Source organism: Vibrio sp. B181a, from assembly GCF_030248375.1.
Taxonomy (GTDB): Bacteria; Pseudomonadota; Gammaproteobacteria; order Enterobacterales; family Vibrionaceae; genus Vibrio; species Vibrio campbellii.
In genome coordinates, this window is record NZ_JAHGAD010000005.1 from 1 (window position 1) to 19,356 (window position 19,356).

Genomic DNA, 19,356 nt, shown 5'->3' on the forward strand with positions numbered 1-19,356 from the left:
CTACTAGGCCGTCAGGTTGGTATCCCATACATCATCGTATTCATGAACAAATGTGACATGGTTGATGATGAAGAGCTACTAGAACTAGTAGAAATGGAAGTTCGTGAACTTCTATCTGAGTACGACTTCCCAGGTGATGACCTACCAGTTATCCAAGGTTCTGCACTAGGCGCACTAAACGGCGAAGAGCAGTGGGAAGCTAAGATTGTTGAACTAGCAGAAGCGCTAGATTCATACATTCCTGAGCCAGAGCGTGCAGTAGATATGCCATTCCTAATGCCTATCGAAGACGTATTCTCAATCCAAGGTCGTGGTACAGTAGTAACTGGCCGTATCGAACGTGGTATCCTAAACGTAGGTGACGAAGTTGCTATCGTTGGTATCAAAGACACTACTACTACTACATGTACTGGTGTTGAAATGTTCCGTAAGCTTCTTGACGAAGGTCGCGCTGGTGAGAACGTTGGTGCACTTCTACGTGGTACTAAGCGTGATGAAGTTGAACGTGGTCAAGTACTAGCTAAGCCTGGTTCAATCACTCCACACACTAAGTTCGAGTCAGAAGTATACGTACTTTCTAAAGATGAAGGTGGTCGTCACACTCCATTCTTCAAAGGCTACCGTCCACAGTTCTACTTCCGTACAACTGACGTAACTGGTGACATCTCTCTACCAGAAGGCGTAGAAATGGTAATGCCAGGCGACAACATCCAAATGCAAGTTGAGCTAATCGCTCCAATCGCTATGGACGAAGGTCTACGTTTCGCTATCCGTGAAGGTGGCCGTACTGTAGGTGCTGGTGTTGTTGCTAAGATCTTCGACTAATTCTTACTGAATTAATCGTAATCTTGCACTCTTCTTCTTTTGAAGAAAGCGCTAGAAAAAGGGAAGCTAAGGCTTCCCTTTTTTATATCTGCAATTCCTCCCTCCAATATGGTTATAAGCCAACCCTTCTTTGTCATATTTTTTGTTATTGAAAAACATAACTTTAGCTCTACTCAATTTTCTCCTAGTTTCTAGCTGTCTGCTAAGTCATTGAAAGCCTCTAAAACGGCTGAAATCGTTATAACAAAACGTTCTGTCACTCCCTTTAATACAACTGGTAACAAGAACGATTCTTGTTTATATTTATTCCCAAAGTGAAATTTAAAGGTTGTGAGTATGTACGTTTGTCTTTGCCATGGTGTCTCTGACAAGAAAATTAGGAAGTTGGCGATAGATGAAGGCGTATCAGACATCAAAGGGATCAAACGATGCACAGCGTTAGGCAGTCAGTGCGGTAAGTGCATCAAGCAAGCTAAAGAAATTTTAGCGGAAACAGAATACCTAACACTGAAACAAGCTAGCTAATTATTCGCTAAGCCTTTTTGACACCTTCTCATTTGCTTCTACATTTAAATGAAGCCAAAGAGGAGGGCTTTGTCATGAAAGGCGATCCAATCATAATCCAACATCTCAATAAAGTGCTCGGCAACGAGCTCGTCGCTATCAATCAATATTTCCTGCACGCTCGTATGTACAAAGACTGGGGTTTAAAGCACCTCGCTGACAAGGAGTACCACGAGTCGATCGATGAAATGAAGCACGCTGACCACCTGATCGAACGTATCTTGTTTTTGGAGGGGCTGCCTAACTTACAAGATCTTGGTAAGTTGATGATTGGGGAAGATACCAAAGAAATGATCGAATGTGATTTGAAGCTCGAAATGGCAGCTATCCCAGATCTAAAAGATGCCATCGCTTATGCGGAAGATATTCGTGATTATGTTTCTCGTGACCTTTTTCAAGATATTCTTGAGGACGAAGAAGAACATGTTGATTGGCTTGAGACGCAATTGGGCTTGATCGAAATGTCTGGTATCGAAAATTACTTACAAGCGCAGTACGTCGACGAAGAGTAGGATTATATTTCGCTGTTTTCTCGTCGAAAGAAAGTGATTAAAAGTGCACCTGATCTGTCTATCAGGTGCTAATCGCAGATATCTGGTCTTATCTCTTACATTATTACCTTTTTTAAGGATATCGCTCGCAATCTTACCTATGAAGATTGACTTCTATCCTTTAGAATTTATTCCCCCTTACCGAAAAAATAACAAAAGAGAAACGATCCATGTCTGAAGACAATCGCCAAGAAGTCACCCCAGAAGAAGAACGCCGCCAACAAGCATTGGACTACCATGCGTACCCAACCCCAGGAAAAATTGCAGTAGAACTGACTAAGCCAGCAGAGACAGCAAATGATCTTGCATTGGCATACAGCCCTGGTGTTGCAGAGCCTGTACGTGAAATCGCGCAGAACGCTGATAACGTGTACAAGTACACGGCGAAAGGCAACATGGTTGCGGTTATTTCTAACGGCACGGCGATTCTTGGTCTTGGTAACCTTGGGCCACTAGCATCTAAACCAGTAATGGAAGGTAAAGCGCTGTTGTTCAAACGCTTTGCTGGTCTAGATTCAATTGATATCGAAGTAAAACACCGCACGATCGACGAATTTGTCGACACAGTAGCTAACATTGCTGACACTTTCGGTGGTATTAACCTAGAAGATATCAAGGCACCAGATTGTTTTGAGATTGAAAAGCGTCTTATCGAACGTTGTGACGTACCTGTATTCCACGATGACCAACACGGTACTGCAATCGTAACCGCTGCGGGTATGTTGAACGCAATCGAGCTGCAAGGTAAGAAGTTAGAAGAATCAACCATCGTTTGTCTTGGTGCTGGAGCTGCGGCCGTGGCATGTATGGAGCTGTTGATCAAATGTGGCGCAATGCGCGAGAAGATCTACATGCTGGATCGTAAAGGGGTGATCCATACACGTCGTGACGACCTAAACGAATACAAACAACTATTCGCAAACAACACAGATAAGCGTACGCTAGAAGATGTAATTGAAGGTGCGGATCTGTTCTTGGGCGTATCGGGTCCAAACCTACTACCTGCAGAAGCATTGAAGCTAATGGCAGACAAGCCAGTTGTGTTCGCATGTTCAAACCCAGATCCAGAAATCAAACCGGAACTGGCTCATGAAGTGCGTGATGACTTGATCATGGGTACAGGTCGTAGTGATTACCCGAACCAAGTAAACAACGTATTGTGTTTCCCATTCATCTTCCGTGGTGCATTGGATGTTCGTGCAAGTGAAATCAACGATGAGATGAAGCTTGCGGCAGTTGATGCGATTCGTGAACTAGCGAAAGAGCCAGTACCAGAAGCGGTATTGAAAGCAGCTGGCGTAGATAAGCTAGAGTTTGGCTCTGACTACATCATTCCAAAACCAATGGACCCACGTCTACTACCACGTGTCGCAAAAGCGGTTGCTCAAGCTGCTGTTGATTCAGGTGTGGCACGTATTGAAATGCCAGAAAACTACATGGCTGAGTAAGCCAGAGTCTTTTCTGACGACAAAGAAAAAGGGACGCGATGGCGTCCCTTTTTAGTTTGGTCGAAGCTACCCCCGGTGCAGCTTCACAATGTTGACGAATTTGTAAGCAATTATTCTTCGTCAAACGCTTCGAATTCGATGCCCATTGCCGTCATCAGCGCTTTTGCTTCTGTAGGAATATCATCTGGACGGTCTTTACGAAGGTCTTCGTCAGTTGGCAGTGGTTGACCCGTGTAAGCGTGTAGGAACGCTTCACATAGTAGTTCACTGTTAGTCGCATGGCGTAAGTTGTTGATCTGGCGGCGAGTTCGCTCATCAGTCAGCACTTTTAAAACTTTTAGCGGGATAGAGACGGTAATCTTTTTTACTTGTTCGCTTTTTTTACCGTGCTCAGCATACGGGCTAATGTATTCGCCATTCCAGTCAGCCATTGCGCACCTTCATTAATGTAATAAGTTAGAAAAATAAATATAGGTGCTGATTTTAGCTGCATTTACCGCCATAAGCAAAGACATATAGACGTCTAGAAGTGTTGACGTCTTATTTTTAGACAAGTAAAGTGAGGTTAATAGTTAGGGAAGCATATTAATCAATTGAACAATACAAGCTAGATATAGCGCATTCCCATTTAGATGTCACCACCCGTGAAAGGATACACTCATGAGCACCCGTAAGCCTGCAACCATTGCTGTACGCACTGGTATCGAGTCAGACAGTCAATACCACGCTGTTGTACCACCAATCTACCTTTCGACTAACTATGGCTTCCCAGCGTTTGGTGAAGTCCCACAATATGATTACACCCGTTCTGGTAACCCTAACCGAGGTTTGCTCGAGCAAGCGTTGTATGAGCTTGAATCAGGCAAAGGTGCGGTTGTCACTAACTGCGGTACATCAGCGCTAAACCTTTGGGTATCGGCGTTTCTTGGTCCTGATGACTTAATTGTTGCGCCACACGATTGTTACGGCGGTACTTATCGTCTTTTCAATACTCGTGCGAACAAGGGTGATTTTAAAGTGCAGTTTGTCGATCAGTCGGATCAGCAAGCTCTTGATGCGGCGATTGCGAAAAAGCCAAAGCTTATCTTGCTAGAAACACCGTCAAACCCGCTTGTGCGCGTGGTCGATATTGCCGCTGTGTGTGAAAAGGCAAAACAAGTCGGCGCACTGGTTGCCGTGGACAATACCTTTTTGACACCTGTGTACCAAAAGCCTTTGGAGCTAGGCGCGGATTTTGTTATCCACTCAACGACGAAATACATCAATGGTCACTCAGATGTAATTGGTGGCGTGGTGATCACCAAGACTGAAGAGCATGCTGAAGAACTGGCATGGTGGGGTAACTGCATTGGTGCAACGGGTACGCCATTCGACAGCTACATGACACTTCGAGGAATTCGTACGTTGGGTGCACGAATGCGAGTTCACGAAGAAAGCTCTCAGCAAGTGTTAGCGTATTTGCAAACGCAATCTTTGGTGGCGAAGATTTATCATCCAAGTTTGCCAGAGCATCCAGGTCATGACATCGCGAAGAAGCAACAGTCGGGCTTTGGTTCTATGCTGAGCTTTGAGTTTGCCGGCTCATTTGATCAGCTAAAAGTGTTTGTTAAAGAACTTGAACTCTTTTCTCTTGCAGAATCGCTAGGTGGCGTAGAAAGCTTGATTTGCCACCCAGCTTCAATGACGCATCGTGCGATGGGTGAAGAAGCACTGGCTGAAGCAGGTGTCTCTCAACAGTTACTGCGTTTATCTGTTGGCTTAGAAGATGCGCAAGATCTGATTGCCGATCTTGAGCAAGCATTCGCGAAAGCAGCACAGTAATTGGGAGAGGAAGGTCATGAGTGTACAACGTCAGCTGCATAAATTTGGCGGCAGCAGCTTAGCGAACCCCGAGTGCTACCAGCGCGTGGTAACTATTCTTAAAGAGTATTCGGCAGAAAATGACTTGGTGGTGGTCTCTGCGGCAGGGAAAACCACCAACCGCTTGATCGAGTTTTTAGAAGGCTTAGATAAGGATGGCCGCATTGCCCATGAAGCCTTGCAGAGCTTGCGACAGTTCCAAACTGAATTGGTAGAAGCTTTACTAGAAGGTGAAGTACAAGCGCAACTGCTTGCTTCTCTTCAAGATGAATTCAGTACCTTGGCAGAGTTAACAGCACCCCTAACCGAAACACAAAAAGCGGCGGTTTTAGGTCATGGCGAAGTATGGTCTGCACGCTTACTGGCTGCGCTGTTATCACAGCAGGATCTGCCAGCGGTAGCGCAAGATTCACGTGTGTTTCTGCGTGCGGAAGCTGGCACACAGCCAGAGGTTGATCGTGCTCGTTCATATGTATTGATTAAAGAAGCGTTGGCTCAACACAGCCATAAACGCGTCATCATTACTGGCTTTATGGCGCAAAACGAAGCGGGTGAGACAGTATTGCTTGGACGCAATGGTTCAGACTACTCAGCAACCGTGATTGGTGCTTTAGCTGAAGTTAATTCCGTGACCATCTGGAGTGACGTGGCTGGCGTTTACAGCGCAGATCCTCGTTTGGTATCGGATGCTTGCCTGCTCCCTCTATTGCGCTTGGATGAAGCGAGTGAGCTGGCTCGTCTTGCTGCGCCGGTGTTACACAGTCGTACACTTCAGCCTGTGGCTCAAAGCGCGATGGATTTGAACCTAAAATGCAGCTACCAGCCAGAGTCTGGCTCAACACGAATCGAACGTGTATTGGCATCCGGCCGCGGTGCAAAAATCATTACCTCTCTTGATGAAGTGCTATTAGTGCAGCTGTCTTTTATCCATGGTCACGATTTTGAGCGAGCGCAGAAAGAAGTTCTGCAGGCGCTAAAACGTGCTCAATTGGAGCCTTTAGCATTCGAAGCACAAGAAGATCAGCAGACCTTACGTTTAGCCTACACCGCAGAGATTGCTGGCGGCGCATTAACCTATCTGCAAGAGTTGGCCGTTGAAGCGGAAATCAAACTGAAAGAGGGCTATTCATTACTGGCTGCAGTCGGTGCCGGCGTGACGAAAAATGCGAATCACTGCTTTGGATTTTACCAGCAATTGAAACACGCTCCGGTGGAGTTTATTTCAGAGACGGAATCTGGCTTGAGTTTGGTCGCCGTGTTGCGTCGTGCTGAAGTCGAAGAGCTAGTACAAAGTATTCATAGCCAATTGTTCCAGGCACAAAAGCGCGTAGCGGTGGCGTTGTGTGGTAAAGGCAACATTGGGTCAAGTTGGTTATCACTGTTCGCAGAGCAAAAAGAAGAGCTCGAAAAACGTCACGGTATGAGCTTTGACTTGGTAGCGGTTGTCGACAGCCAAACGTACTGGTTTGATGAAAACGGTATTGATGCAGCGACGGTTGCTCAGCGTTTTGATGATGAAAGCACAGAGAATGATGGCAACTGGCTGACGAAGCTTGGTGCGATACAAAACTTTGATGAAGCCGTGGTACTGGATGTTACGGCAAGTAAAGAGCTGGCGACACGTTATGTGGAAATCGCACAGCAAGGCATTCACCTAATTTCGGCGAACAAAGTAGCAGGTTCGGCGGACAGTCAGTACTACCATCAAGTACAAGACGCGTTTGCTAAAATTGGCCGCCATTGGTTGTACAATGCGACCGTTGGTGCAGGGCTACCAATCAACCATACCGTTCGAGATTTGCGTGAAAGTGGTGATGATATCGTCGCACTATCAGGCATCTTCTCCGGTACGTTATCGTGGTTATTCCAACAGTTTGATGGTTCGGTACCTTTTGCTGAGCTTGTTGATTTAGCATGGCAACAAGGCTTGACTGAGCCTGACCCTCGTTCTGACCTTGATGGTTCTGATGTGATGCGTAAGCTGGTCATCTTAGCTCGAGAATCTGGTTTGGATATTGAACCAGAGAACGTGAAAGTAGAGTCGCTGGTGCCAGCAGAATTGCGAGACTTGAGCCTAGACGCGTTCTTCGACCAAGGAGATATTCTCAGCGAGATTCTTCAAGAACGTTTGACCAAGGCGCAGAGAAACGACCAAGTGCTGCGTTATGTGGCTCGTCTAGAGCGTAATGGCAAAGCAACAGTAGGCGTTGAAGCGTTATCACGTGAACATGCTCTAGCGAATTTGCTGCCATGTGACAATATCTTCGCCATTGAGAGTAAATGGTACAAAGACAATCCACTAGTGATTCGTGGGCCAGGTGCAGGACGTGAAGTAACCGCAGGGGCCATTCAATCAGACCTGAATCGCTTGGCTGGTTTGTTCTGATCTGACCAAACCCATTTTTGCGAACGACAACAAAACCTCGGAGCGTTTCCGGGGTTTTTTATTATTTGGATAATGCCATACTGAATCGGAAAGCGAGGCTAAGGATAAGCCGCCAAGCAACTTGAACTATCCTCATTATGAACTTGAGAAAAATTCATAATCACAAGGTTGACATTAAATCGTATTCAATACATTCTGTAGACATATAGACGTCTAAACGTCGATTTGAGGAATTTTGATTTCGTGGTGGAGTTGCCACAGGGAGAGTAAGATGGGATACACGCATGCAGGGCACATCGATGCCTTAAACCAGAATATCGCTGAACTATCAGACAATATCAACGTCTCATTCGAGTTTTTTCCGCCGAGCAGTGAGAAGATGGAAGAAACACTGTGGAACTCAGTGCATCGTCTTAAAACTCTTCAACCAAAATTCGTTTCTGTTACGTACGGCGCAAACTCAGGCGAGCGTGATAGAACCCACTCGATCATTAAAGAAATCAAAGCGGCGACGGGTCTTGTGGCTGCGCCTCACCTAACCTGTATTGATGCAACTCGCGATGAGCTGATCGACATTGCAGATGATTACTGGAATAACGGTATCAAGAACATCGTTGCTCTACGTGGTGATATTCCACCGGGTGGCGGCGCGCCAGATATGTATGCGTCGGACTTGGTTGAGCTGCTTAAAGCACGCCATGATTTCGATATCTCTGTAGCGGCATTTCCAGAAGTACACCCAGAGGCGAAAAGTGCGCAATCGGATCTACTGAATCTAAAGCGTAAAGTCGACGCAGGTGCAAACCGCGCGATTACTCAGTTCTTCTTTGATGTGGAGTCTTACCTGCGTTTCCGTGACCGCTGTGTTGCTGCTGGAATCGACGTAGAAATCGTTCCGGGTATCTTACCTGTTTCGAACTTCAAACAAGCTTCTCGCTTTGCGGCACAGAACAATGTAAAAGTGCCAGGTTGGATGAGCAAGCAGTTTGAAGGCTTGGATGATGATCCAGTTACGCGTCAGCTAGTCGGTGCAAGCCAAGCGATTGATATGGTGCGTGTACTAAGCCGTGAAGGTGTGAAAGATTTCCACTTTTACACCCTAAATCGTGCGGAAATGACCTATGCGCTTTGCCACACTCTAGGTGTTCGTCCACAAGTTGCAGTAGGTGCTTAATACGCTTTCCCCAAATAAACAAAAGGCTTGCCATCGGCAAGCCTTTTTCGTTTCATTTAAAGTGACGAATTAGCCGATCACTTCAAGTTCTGTTAGCACTTCTTCTGCCCAGTTAATCCAAGCTTCACGTAGCATTAAGTTGCGACGAAGTGTTAGACGCTCAAGACGCGCTTGTTTGTCTAGTGTTGATGGCGTTGCGTAGTACGCTGCTTCGATTTCTTTGTAGTGAGCAACCAGTTTACGAGACTCTTCTACAAGCTCAGACAGCTGGTCACGGAACGGCGCTGCAGGTTGCACGGCACAAGCCATAAGCTTCGCTGAGAATTCGTCACGTACAGTTGGGTGTGCAGTTGGCTGATCAAACCACTCGCCCAATGCGCTACGGCCTGCGTCAGTGATTGAGTAAACCTTACGGTCTGGCTTGCCTTCTTGAGGTTCTAATACGCAAGTAACCAGCTCTTTCTCAGCCATTTTATTAAGTTCACGATAAACTTGTTGGTGGCTTGCTTTCCAGAAGTAACCGATGCTAGCTGAGAATTCTTTAGTGATGTCGTAACCGGTAGCGTCGCGAGTGCTAAGTACAGTTAGAATTACGTGTGGTAATGACATGTCTTCAATCCAAATGGTCAATAAACTTGTAAACAAGCTATCTACACTTTCATTTGCGTTCTTCATGACGCTTAAGTTTTTTAATGTGTAGATAGCACCAACAATGTTGGTCCTGTCACCTTAAAGCCGTTTATCACCTAGAGTTGATGGATGTTTCCATCGAGCTGGAGCTTATTTGATTGGATTTGTGAGCTTCCAGCAGGGAAGTAGTATATAAATAATAAGCATGAAGTGGAATAGTAGGACAAAATTACCCAAAAAAACTAATAAAATACTCAATAGTGTTTTTGTGTAGTGAATTATTTTGTTTGATGGGGACTTTTTGTTTTCTGTGTGGATTAATAAGCTGGTTGCGTATTGTTCAAATAGTAGAAGTGGTTGGCGGATAATAATAAAGGCTGAGCTTTTGCTCAGCCTTTTGGTTCTTTCTACGTAGCTCAGTTAGCCTGTGTTACGCATACCTGCTGCGATACCAGCAATCGTCACCATCAATGCTTCTTCTAAGTTTGCAGAAGCTTCTTCTGTTTGACGAGTACGGTACAGCAATTCCGCTTGAAGCATGTTCAATGGCTCAACGTAGATGTTACGTAGGCGAATGGATTCTAGGCCCCAAGGATCGCTTTGCATCAGGTTCTCGTTGTTCTCTACATTCAGTACTGACTTAATATCACGCTGAAGTTGCTCACGTAGACGATCACCCAGCGGCTGAAGCGACTCATCAACCAAGCGCTGATCATAGTAACGAGAGATATCCATGTTGCACTTGGTGTACACCATCTCAAGCATACCTAGGCGAGTTGAGAAGAATGGCCATTCACGACACATTTCTTCCAGTAGCGCCTGATGACCTTTGTCTACAGAGTACTGAATGGCCTCACCTGCGCCTAACCATGCTGGCAGAACCAAACGGTTTTGGCTCCAAGAGAAGATCCATGGAATCGCACGCAAACTTTCTACACCACCATTCGGGTTACGTTTCGCTGGGCGTGAACCTAGAGGCAGTTTACCTAGCTCAAGCTCCGGTGTTGCTTGGCGGAAGTAAGGCACGAAGTCTGGTTCGCCACGAACGACACTGCGATAAGATTCACAGCTCACTTCTGACAGCACGTCCATTAGATCACGCCACTCTTGCTTAGGCTCTGGTGGTGGCAGTAGGTTTGCTTCAAGGATTGCACTTGCGTACAGGTTGAAGCTGTTAACGGCAACATCAGGTAGACCCAGCTTAAAGCGGATCATCTCACCTTGTTCTGTTACGCGCAGACCGCCTTTCAGACTCTTAGGTGGTTGAGACAGTAGTGCAGCGTGTGCTGGCGCACCACCACGACCAATCGTACCACCACGCCCGTGGAACAGTGTGAGTTCAACGCCTTCTTCTTCTGCAACCTTAACCAGTGAGTCCATCGCGTGGTATTGCGCCCAACCTGCTGACATTACACCTGCATCTTTTGCTGAGTCAGAGTAGCCGATCATGACCATTTGGTGGTTCTGGATAAAGCCACGGTATAGGTCGATGTCCATCAGCTGTTTGATAACCGCTTCCGCGTTGTTCAAGTCGTCTAGCGTTTCGAACAGTGGACATACGTCCATGCGGTAAGGGCAACCTGCTTCTTGCAGCAGTAGGTGCACGGCAAGTACGTCAGAAGCGGTACGTGCCATTGAGATAACGTAAGCACCAAACGCTTCACGAGGTTGTGCGGCAACAATCTTACAGGTATCCAACACCTCTTTAACGGGTTCTGATGGCTCCCAGTCACGAGGTAGAAGAGGGCGCTTAGACGCAAGTTCGTTGGTTAGGAAAGCGATCTTGTCTTGCTCGCTCCACTGCTCATAGTCACCAATGCCTAGGTAACGAGTCAATTCAGAAAGCACGTCAGCATGACGAGTACTTTCTTGACGAATATCGAGGCGAACTAGGTGGATACCGAAGGCTTTAACGCGGCGCAGCGTATCCAGCAGTGAGCCGTTGGCAATCACGCCCATGCCACATTCGTTTAGCGACTGGTAACACGCGTAAAGTGGTTCCCAAAGTTGCTCTACTTTTTGCAGAGGTGCTTTGACTGCCAGCTTCTGGCCGTGAACTTTCGCGTCGAGAATATCTTTGGTTTCGTTCAGTAGTGAACGTAGCTGTTTTAGGATCGCACGGTATGGTTCGTGTTGATCTTCACCTGCAAGCTCACGAACTTTGTCGTTGCACACTGTCATAGACAGTTCGCTGATCAGCTCGTTGATGTCGTTAAGGTACAGGTCTGCCGCTTTCCAACGAGACAGAAGCAGTACTTCACGAGTCACACTGTGGGTCACAAATGGGTTACCGTCGCGGTCACCGCCCATCCAAGATGAGAAGTGCACAGGGCGAGCATCAATTGGTAGACCCTCACCAAGGTAAGATTTCAGGCGGTCGTTCATTTCACGTAAGAAGTCAGGTACGGCTTCCCATAGTGAGTTTTCGACTACTGCAAAGCCCCACTTGGCTTCATCAAGCGGTGTAGGTCGCTGCTGACGAATAACATCAGAGTGCCAGCTTTGAACGATCAGCTGCTCAAGGCGACGTTCAGTTTTTTTACGCTCTTTGAAAGAGAGATCGCTCAGTTCTAGCTTAGATAGGCACTCGTTGATCTTCACCAGTTTGTTGATCATGGTGCGACGAGTGATTTCGGTCGGGTGCGCAGTGAGAACTAATTCAATGTTCAGGTCACGAACCGCTTGTGCCGTGTCTAGCTTGCTTACATCATTTTGCACCAGCTTTGAGAACAGCGAGTTAATTGCGTCAGGTTCGCAGATATGCTCTTCACAGTGGCGTGAAATGGTGTGGTATTGCTCAGCAATATTGGTCAGGTTTAGAAATTGGTTGAACGCGCGAGTAACGGGCGTCAATTGCTCATCTGGCAGGCTTTTAATTTCTTCTATTAAGCTTTCTCTGTCAGCGCTATTTCCAGCTTGAGCCGATTTGGATAATTTACGAATGGTTTCCACTTTCTCGAAGATTTCTTCGCCATGAGCATCACGAATCGTGTTGCCCAGAAGGTGGCCCAACATGCGCACATTACTTTTGAGTGCGGCGTATTTCTCGTTCATTGTCATCCTGCCTCGTAAAAAAACTACATCCATTGTCCTTGTTAAGACTCCAATCTAGCGAAAATAACCAGTTCTAGTCAAATAAAGCAGAGTAAGTTTGCAATTATTCCGCTGCTGACCTGATTTAGAGCAAAATTAGGCCTGCTTCTCTCGGTAGAAGTGAAAATTAATTACAAAATAGCCGCTTAAAGAAGGATATAGCGTGCTAGAAGAAGAGAATCGAAGATAACAAAATGCAGCTCAATTGAGCTGCATTGTCAGGAAAGTACAGAATGCGACTAACAACAATATTTCACCATCGCACGTGACAGCACATCGATGGTTGGGTCAATAAAGTCGAAAGAGAGGAATTCATCTGGCTGGTGGGCTTGGTCAATAGAACCAGGGCCGAGAACTAAGGTTGGGCACAACTGCTGTAGGAATGGTGCTTCAGTACAGTAGTTAACGGTCTCCGAACTGGTTTGGCAGATCTCTTCAACACCACCAATAAATGGGTGGTCATGTTGGCATTCGTAACCCGGAATTGGCTCGTGCAGGGGAATAATCTCTAATCGCCCTGGCCATTTCGCTTCGACTTCTTTTAATGCGCCACGCAACATGTTCTCTAAACCATCTAGGCTGATACCAGGAAGAGGACGCACGTCATAATGCAGTTCACAGCAACCGCAAATCCGGTTTGCGCTGTCACCGCCATGGATATGACCAAGGTTTAGGGTTGGGCTTGGAATGGCAAAACCCGGATGGTGATACTCTTTAACCAATTTGTCGCGCAGTTGCATCATGGCAAACATGACTTCATGCATGATTTCAATGGCATTGACGCCGAGTGCAGGATCGGATGAGTGACCGGATTTGCCGGTTACGCGAATGGCATTTGCTACGTGCCCTTTATGACCACGAATGGGCACTAGGCTGGTGGGCTCACCAATGATGCAGTAGTCCGGTTTAAAAGGCGCATTCTCAGTAAAATGACGCGCACCCAGCATGGTGGTTTCTTCATCACAGGTCGCTAATACATAAAGTGGCTTGTTCTGCTTACTCCAATCGACTTTCTTTACCGCTTCATAAATGAAGGCAAAGAAGCCTTTCATATCGGCCGTACCCAGACCATAAAAGCGGTTGTCTTTCTCGGTTAGTTTATGTGGATCAAAACTCCAGCGTCCTTCATCAAATGGCACGGTATCGCTGTGACCAGCTAGAAGTAGACCGCCTTCACCTTCGCCCATACGTGCGATCATATTGTGTTTGCCTGGTTCCACTTCGATCACTTCAACGCTGAAGCCAAGATCTTTAAACCAAGAAGCTAGCTTCTCGATCACTTTGGCATTGCCTTGATCCCAGCTTGGATCGGTTGAGCTGATCGAAGAGGTACTGATCAGTCCTTCATAGACCTCTAGAAAACTTGGTAATTGCATGGATTCTTCAATTCTCCTATTGACAGACAGAGCACAAAAATGTAAAACACATATTAAATCATATTTAATGAATAAAAAATCAAAATAAAGCAAAAATTAAATATGAATAGTCATTTTGAGCCTTAAGTATATGGATGTCATGTAATGCTAAAAACTACGATTATCGGAGCCAGCGGCTACACCGGCGCAGAGTTGGCTTTAATGGTCAACAAACACCCTGAACTCACGCTATCAGGTTTATACGTTTCCGCCAATAGCGTAGATGCAGGAAAGAATATTGCTCAATTGCACGGCAAGTTAGCAGGTGTGATTGATATGCCAGTTTCGCCGCTGACTGACCCTGAGCAAGTCGCTCAAGTGTCTGATGTGGTCTTTCTGGCCACAGCACATGAAGTAAGCCACGACTTGGCTCCTATCTTTTTAGAGGCGGGATGTCAGGTATTCGATTTATCGGGTGCATTCCGTGTGAAAAGCGAAGGCTTCTACAACACCTTTTATGGCTTCGAACATCAATATAACAACTGGTTAGATAAAGCAGCATACGGCTTAGCAGAGTGGAACCAAGAATTAATAAAAACCACTCCTTTGATTGCAGTAGCAGGTTGCTACCCAACCGCTTCACAGCTTGCAATCAAACCTTTATTAGAACACGCATTACTGGATACCAACCAATGGCCTGTGATTAATGCAACCAGTGGTGTATCTGGCGCAGGGCGTAAAGCCTCCATGGTTAACAGCTTCTGCGAAGTGAGCTTGCAACCTTACGGTGTGTTTAACCATCGTCACCAACCAGAGATTGCTCAGCACTTGGGTTGCGATGTGATTTTTACTCCACACCTAGGCAACTTTAAGCGCGGCATTCTTGCCACGATCACGATGAAGTTGGCGCAAGGCGTGACGGAAGCACAAGTGGCACAAGCGTTTGAACAAGCTTATCAAGGCAAGCCTGCGGTTCGCCTTAAAGGTGACGGTATTCCACGTATTCAGGATGTCGAAAATACCCCTTTCTGTGATATCGGCTGGAAGGTACAAGGCGAACACATCATTGTGATTTCGGCAATCGACAACCTACTCAAAGGTGCATCGAGTCAAGCGATGCAATGTCTCAATATTCATTACGGTTACCCAGAACTGACAGCGTTGCTGTAGTCGTTGAAAGAGGGAAATGCGATGACGCAAACCAATCAAGCTCCTTTAGTCATTAAGCTCGGTGGTGCAGCTCTATCTTGCACTCAAACCTTAAGCCAACTGTTTGGTGCCATTGCGGCTTACCAAAAGTCGGCACAGCGACAAATCGCCATCGTTCATGGCGGTGGCTACCTAGTTGATGAGTTGATGGCAAAGCTTCAGCTTGAAACCGTAAAGAAAAACGGTCTTCGTGTGACGCCTTATGAGCAAATTCCTGTGATTGCAGGCGCGCTTGCAGGTACCGCAAACAAGTTGCTTCAAGGTCAAGCGATTGCAGATGGTCTGAATGCGGTGGGTCTTAGCCTCGCTGATGGTGGGTTATGTCATGTTGAAGAACTTGACCCAGAGCTAGGAGCAGTAGGCAAAGCATCACCAGGTGATTCGACCTTATTACAAGCGGTGCTAAACGCAGGTGCACTGCCGATCATCAGCTCAATTGGTCTGACTGAAAAAGGTCAGATGATGAATGTGAACGCTGACCAAGCTGCGGTTGCCGTGGCCGGTGCGTTAGATGCGGAGCTAGTGCTTCTGTCTGATGTGAGCGGTGTACTCGATGGCAAAGGGCATTTGATCAAAACGCTATCTGAGCAAGAAGCCGATGCATTGATCCAAGGGCAAGTGATCACCGACGGCATGATCGTCAAAGTTAAAGCTGCTTTGGAAGCCGCCAATGATCTTGGTCGTCCTATCGAAGTCGCGACATGGCGTTACCCAGAGAAACTGCCCCAGCTATTCGCGGGTGAAAGTATTGGAACGCAGTTTCTGCCGCAATAAAGCAGAAGCAAAACAGTTAAAGAATTCAACATTAGGAAGTGGTTGGCACTGACCGCCGAGAGCAGCGCCAGTTAAGTTTGGAGAAAAAACATGAGCAAAGTGAACGTAAATAAAGTGGTAGTCGCATACTCAGGCGGTCTAGATACTTCAGTAATCATCCCGTGGCTAAAAGAGAACTACGACTGTGAAGTGGTGGCTTTCGTTGCCGATGTTGGTCAGGGTGCAGAAGAGCTAGAAGGCATTGAAGCAAAAGCAAAAGCTTCTGGTGCTTCTGAGTGTTACATCGCAGACCTGAAAGAAGAAATGGTCGCGGACTACATTTTCCCGACACTAAAAACCGGTGCTTACTATGAAGGTAAATACCTACTAGGTACATCAATGGCGCGTCCAATTATTGCTAAAGCGCAGGTTGAAGTCGCACGTAAAGTGGGCGCAGACGCGCTGTGTCATGGCTGTACAGGTAAGGGTAACGACCAAGTACGTTTTGAAGGTGCATTTGCAGCACTAGCACCAGATCTGCATGTTATTGCGCCTTGGCGTGAGTGGGATCTAGTGAGCCGTGAAGAGTGTCTGGATTACCTAGCAGAGCGTAATATCCCTTGTTCAGCATCTCTTACTAAGATTTACTCACGTGATGCAAACGCATGGCACATTTCTACTGAAGGTGGCGTTCTAGAAGATACATGGAATGCGCCAAATGAAGATTGCTGGGCTTGGACGGTAGACCCTGAGCAAGCACCGAATGAAGCTGAAACCGTGACGTTGAAAGTAGCGAAAGGTGAAATTGTTGAGGTGGACGGTGAAGCGATGACACCATACAACGCGTTGGTATATCTAAACGAGAAAGGTGCGAAGCACGGTGTTGGTCGTATTGATATCGTAGAAAACCGTCTGGTGGGTATGAAGTCTCGTGGTTGCTATGAAACTCCGGGTGGCACCATCATGATGGAAGCGCTGCGTGCGGTAGAGCAACTTGTGTTGGACAAAGCATCATTTGAATTCCGTGAAGAGCTTGGCTTGAAAGCATCGCACCTTGTTTATGATGGTCGTTGGTTCACCCCTCTATGTAAGTCTATTCTTGCGGCTTCTGAAGAGCTTGCGCAAGACGTGAATGGCGAAGTGGTAGTGAAGCTTTACAAAGGCCAAGCAACAGTGACGCAAAAACGTTCGGATAACAGTTTGTACTCTGAAGAGTTCGCTACTTTTGGTGAAGATGAAGTTTATGACCAAAGCCATGCTGAAGGCTTTATCCGTCTTTACTCGCTATCAAGCCGTATTCGTGCGTTGAACAGCCAGAAAAAATAAGCCAATTTAACGCTTTATAAGTAAGAGACCTGCCACTGTTGGCAGGTCTTTTTGTTTTTTGCTGACCTCATTGGCATAAAGATAAAATAACCATGAATAAATATGTAAAAATATTGAATTTATACTTTATTTTTGTCTGCGATTATCGTAACGTTGAGGCATAAGAAAAAGTGAGTAAATGACCACCGGTTTGGTCAACACTTAATGAATAACACGTTAGCGTAAGCAATAGTCATCAGGAGAGACGCAATGGCATTATGGGGCGGAAGATTTACCCAAGCGGCAGATACCAGATTTAAAGACTTCAACGATTCATTGCGTTTCGATTACCGATTGGCTGAGCAAGATATCGTAGGCTCAATTGCGTGGTCTAAAGCATTGCTGTCTGTTGACGTGTTATCTGCAGATGAACAACAAAAGCTTGAGTTGGCACTGAATGAACTCAAGCTTGAAGTGATGGAAGACCCACATCAAATCTTGCGCTCAGACGCTGAAGATATCCACTCTTGGGTCGAGCAGCAACTGATCAACAAGGTCGGCGACCTAGGTAAAAAGCTACACACGGGACGTTCTCGTAACGACCAAGTGGCAACCGATCTCAAGCTTTGGTGTCGTCAGCAAGGCCAGCAGCTGTTAATTGCACTTGATCGCCTACAAACTCAAATGGTTGGCGTTGCTAAGCAGCATCAAGGTACTGTTCTTCCTGGTTATACGCATTTACAACGTGCTCAGCCTGTGACGTTTGCGCACTGGTGTTTGGCTTATGTTGAAATGTTTGAGCGTGATTACTCACGTCTGAACGATGCGCTAAAGCGTTTGGATACGTGTCCTCTCGGTTCGGGTGCACTTGCTGGTACCGCTTACCCAATCGACCGTGAAGAGCTGGCTCACAACCTTGGTTTCCATCGTGCGACACGTAACTCACTAGACTCTGTTTCTGACCGAGACCATGTGATGGAGCTGATGTCCGTGGCGTCTATCTCGATGTTACACCTATCTCGTTTGGCAGAAGACATGATCTTCTACAACTCAGGTGAGTCTAACTTTATTGAGTTGGCTGATACGGTGACTTCCGGCTCTTCTCTGATGCCACAAAAGAAAAACCCAGATGCACTCGAGCTCATTCGTGGTAAGACAGGTCGTGTATATGGCGCGCTTGCTGGCATGATGATGACAGTGAAAGCTTTGCCACTGGCTTACAACAAAGACATGCAGGAAGACAAAGAAGGTCTGTTCGATGCGCTTGACACATGGAACGACTGTATGGAAATGGCAGCATTGTGTTTCGATGGCATTAAGGTTAATGGCGAGCGTACGTTAGAAGCGGCGAAGCAAGGTTACGCAAACTCAACTGAGCTGGCGGATTACCTAGTGGCGAAAGGCATCCCATTCCGTGAAGCGCACCATATCGTCGGCGTTGCCGTGGTTGGTGCAATTGCCAAAGGCTGTGCGTTAGAAGAGTTGTCGATTGAAGAATTGAAATCCTTCTCGGAAGTGATTGAGGCGGATGTGTATGACATCTTGACCATCGATTCATGCCTTGAGAAACGTTGTGCGCTTGGTGGTGTGTCGCCGCAACAAGTGGCTTACGCTGTCGACCAAGCAGATAAACGTCTGTCTCAACGCGATACTTCAGCAGTCAAAGTACGTCCTGCTCGTTTGACGGATATCGAGACATTGGAAGGCATGGTGGCGTACTGGGCAAATATGGGCGAGAACTTACCACGCTCACGTAATGAGTTGGTACGTGATATTGGCTCCTTTGCGGTTGCCGAGCATCACGGAGAGGTAACAGGCTGTGCATCTTTGTATGTTTATGACTCAGGGCTAGCAGAGATTCGCTCTCTAGGCATTGAAGCTGGCTGGCAAGGCCAAGGGCAGGGCAGTGCGATAGTGAACTATCTGGTCGAGAAAGCGCGCCAAATGGCCATCAAGAAAGTCTTTGTGCTGACACGTACGCCAGAATTCTTTATGAAGCAGAGCTTCTTGCCAACGTCGAAGTCATTGTTGCCTGAGAAAGTACTGAAAGATTGCGATCAGTGTCCGCGTCAACATGCATGTGATGAAGTTGCACTGGAGATCAACTTGTTCGAACAATTGATCAAGAAAAGTAACGTAGCCTAGGTTGATGATTCTATTAGTATTTAAGAAAATACTCAAAAAATCAGAAAAAATTTGGAAC

Annotated in this window: 15 protein-coding genes; 11 read left to right on the forward strand and 4 right to left on the reverse strand. The window is 46.5% G+C overall.

Translation table 11 applies throughout. The features are described 5' to 3' along the window. From KIO97_RS01435 to KIO97_RS01450, 4 genes are all read left to right on the forward strand, one after another. Positions 1-825: elongation factor Tu (locus KIO97_RS01435; RefSeq protein ID WP_285380622.1), on the forward strand; the 825-nt coding region annotated here is incomplete at its 5' end. Positions 826-1,161: 336 nt separating this feature from the next. Next, the gene (locus KIO97_RS01440; RefSeq protein ID WP_005432737.1) at positions 1,162-1,350 is read left to right on the forward strand and encodes a (2Fe-2S)-binding protein; all 189 of its coding nucleotides are present in this window, start codon (positions 1,162-1,164) and stop codon (positions 1,348-1,350) included. Positions 1,351-1,424: 74 nt separating this feature from the next. Then, on the forward strand, positions 1,425-1,901 hold the full coding sequence (gene bfr / locus KIO97_RS01445) for a bacterioferritin (protein WP_005432738.1): 477 nt from the start codon (positions 1,425-1,427) through the stop codon (positions 1,899-1,901). A 209-nt stretch (positions 1,902-2,110) separates the two neighbouring features. After that, the gene (locus KIO97_RS01450) at positions 2,111-3,388 is read left to right on the forward strand and encodes a malic enzyme-like NAD(P)-binding protein (protein WP_005451474.1); all 1,278 of its coding nucleotides are present in this window, start codon (positions 2,111-2,113) and stop codon (positions 3,386-3,388) included. Between the two features lie 110 nt (positions 3,389-3,498). Here KIO97_RS01450 and metJ read toward each other — a convergent pair whose 3' ends face one another. Further along, positions 3,499-3,819, reverse strand: a complete 321-nt coding sequence (gene metJ / locus KIO97_RS01455) for a met regulon transcriptional regulator MetJ (RefSeq protein WP_005432736.1) — start codon at positions 3,817-3,819, stop codon at positions 3,499-3,501. Positions 3,820-4,048: 229 nt separating this feature from the next. Between metJ and KIO97_RS01460 the strand changes: the two genes are divergently transcribed. The 3 genes from KIO97_RS01460 (at position 4,049) to metF (ending at position 8,808) form a co-directional block, all read left to right on the forward strand. After that, positions 4,049-5,209 carry an O-succinylhomoserine (thiol)-lyase gene (locus KIO97_RS01460; protein ID WP_005432739.1) on the forward strand — a complete coding sequence of 387 codons (1,161 nt, stop codon included), beginning with the start codon at positions 4,049-4,051 and terminating at the stop codon, positions 5,207-5,209. Positions 5,210-5,225: 16 nt separating this feature from the next. Continuing rightward, positions 5,226-7,634 (forward strand): bifunctional aspartate kinase/homoserine dehydrogenase II, encoded by a 2,409-nt coding sequence (locus KIO97_RS01465; RefSeq protein ID WP_285380624.1) that lies wholly within the window; start codon positions 5,226-5,228, stop codon positions 7,632-7,634. Between the two features lie 271 nt (positions 7,635-7,905). Continuing rightward, positions 7,906-8,808 (forward strand): methylenetetrahydrofolate reductase, encoded by a 903-nt coding sequence (gene metF / locus KIO97_RS01470; RefSeq protein ID WP_005432740.1) that lies wholly within the window; start codon positions 7,906-7,908, stop codon positions 8,806-8,808. Positions 8,809-8,877: 69 nt separating this feature from the next. On the opposite strand, the gene KIO97_RS01475 is transcribed toward metF, so the two are convergent. From KIO97_RS01475 to argE, 3 genes are all read right to left on the reverse strand, one after another. After that, positions 8,878-9,417: a PadR family transcriptional regulator gene (locus tag KIO97_RS01475; protein WP_005532739.1), complete on the reverse strand. Its 540-nt coding sequence runs from the start codon at positions 9,415-9,417 to the stop codon at positions 8,878-8,880. Positions 9,418-9,858: 441 nt separating this feature from the next. After that, entirely contained in the window at positions 9,859-12,492 is a 2,634-nt protein-coding gene (gene ppc, locus KIO97_RS01480) for a phosphoenolpyruvate carboxylase (RefSeq protein ID WP_285380625.1), read from the reverse strand. Positions 12,493-12,770: 278 nt separating this feature from the next. Next, complete coding sequence (gene argE, locus KIO97_RS01485; protein ID WP_045453524.1) at positions 12,771-13,907, reverse strand: acetylornithine deacetylase; 1,137 nt, start codon at positions 13,905-13,907, stop codon at positions 12,771-12,773. A gap of 144 nt (positions 13,908-14,051) precedes the next feature. On the opposite strand from argE, the gene argC reads away from it, so the two are divergent. From argC to argH, 4 genes are all read left to right on the forward strand, one after another. Then, complete coding sequence (argC, locus tag KIO97_RS01490; protein WP_285380627.1) at positions 14,052-15,056, forward strand: N-acetyl-gamma-glutamyl-phosphate reductase; 1,005 nt, start codon at positions 14,052-14,054, stop codon at positions 15,054-15,056. 21 nt (positions 15,057-15,077) lie between these two features. Further along, positions 15,078-15,869 carry an acetylglutamate kinase gene (gene argB, locus KIO97_RS01495; RefSeq protein WP_285380628.1) on the forward strand — a complete coding sequence of 264 codons (792 nt, stop codon included), beginning with the start codon at positions 15,078-15,080 and terminating at the stop codon, positions 15,867-15,869. Between the two features lie 90 nt (positions 15,870-15,959). Further along, complete coding sequence (locus KIO97_RS01500; RefSeq protein WP_005432709.1) at positions 15,960-17,174, forward strand: argininosuccinate synthase; 1,215 nt, start codon at positions 15,960-15,962, stop codon at positions 17,172-17,174. 249 nt (positions 17,175-17,423) lie between these two features. Next, a complete protein-coding gene (gene argH / locus KIO97_RS01505) occupies positions 17,424-19,298 on the forward strand; it encodes an argininosuccinate lyase (protein ID WP_285380629.1) in 1,875 nt (624 codons plus the stop codon). The last annotated feature ends 58 nt before the right edge of the window (positions 19,299-19,356 follow it).

Bases quoted from the DNA above. Each gene is read 5' to 3' on its own strand.
- KIO97_RS01440 (WP_005432737.1), top strand. From the start codon at position 1,162: ATGTACGTTTGTCTTTGCCATGGTGTCTCTGACAAGAAAATTAGGAAG.
- bfr (WP_005432738.1), top strand. From the start codon at position 1,425: ATGAAAGGCGATCCAATCATAATCCAACATCTCAATAAAGTGCTCGGC.
- KIO97_RS01450 (WP_005451474.1), top strand. From the start codon at position 2,111: ATGTCTGAAGACAATCGCCAAGAAGTCACCCCAGAAGAAGAACGCCGC.
- metJ (WP_005432736.1), bottom strand. From the start codon at position 3,819: ATGGCTGACTGGAATGGCGAATACATTAGCCCGTATGCTGAGCACGGT.
- KIO97_RS01460 (WP_005432739.1), top strand. From the start codon at position 4,049: ATGAGCACCCGTAAGCCTGCAACCATTGCTGTACGCACTGGTATCGAG.
- KIO97_RS01465 (WP_285380624.1), top strand. From the start codon at position 5,226: ATGAGTGTACAACGTCAGCTGCATAAATTTGGCGGCAGCAGCTTAGCG.
- metF (WP_005432740.1), top strand. From the start codon at position 7,906: ATGGGATACACGCATGCAGGGCACATCGATGCCTTAAACCAGAATATC.
- KIO97_RS01475 (WP_005532739.1), bottom strand. From the start codon at position 9,417: ATGTCATTACCACACGTAATTCTAACTGTACTTAGCACTCGCGACGCT.
- ppc (WP_285380625.1), bottom strand. From the start codon at position 12,492: ATGAACGAGAAATACGCCGCACTCAAAAGTAATGTGCGCATGTTGGGC.
- argE (WP_045453524.1), bottom strand. From the start codon at position 13,907: ATGCAATTACCAAGTTTTCTAGAGGTCTATGAAGGACTGATCAGTACC.
- argC (WP_285380627.1), top strand. From the start codon at position 14,052: ATGCTAAAAACTACGATTATCGGAGCCAGCGGCTACACCGGCGCAGAG.
- argB (WP_285380628.1), top strand. From the start codon at position 15,078: ATGACGCAAACCAATCAAGCTCCTTTAGTCATTAAGCTCGGTGGTGCA.
- KIO97_RS01500 (WP_005432709.1), top strand. From the start codon at position 15,960: ATGAGCAAAGTGAACGTAAATAAAGTGGTAGTCGCATACTCAGGCGGT.
- argH (WP_285380629.1), top strand. From the start codon at position 17,424: ATGGCATTATGGGGCGGAAGATTTACCCAAGCGGCAGATACCAGATTT.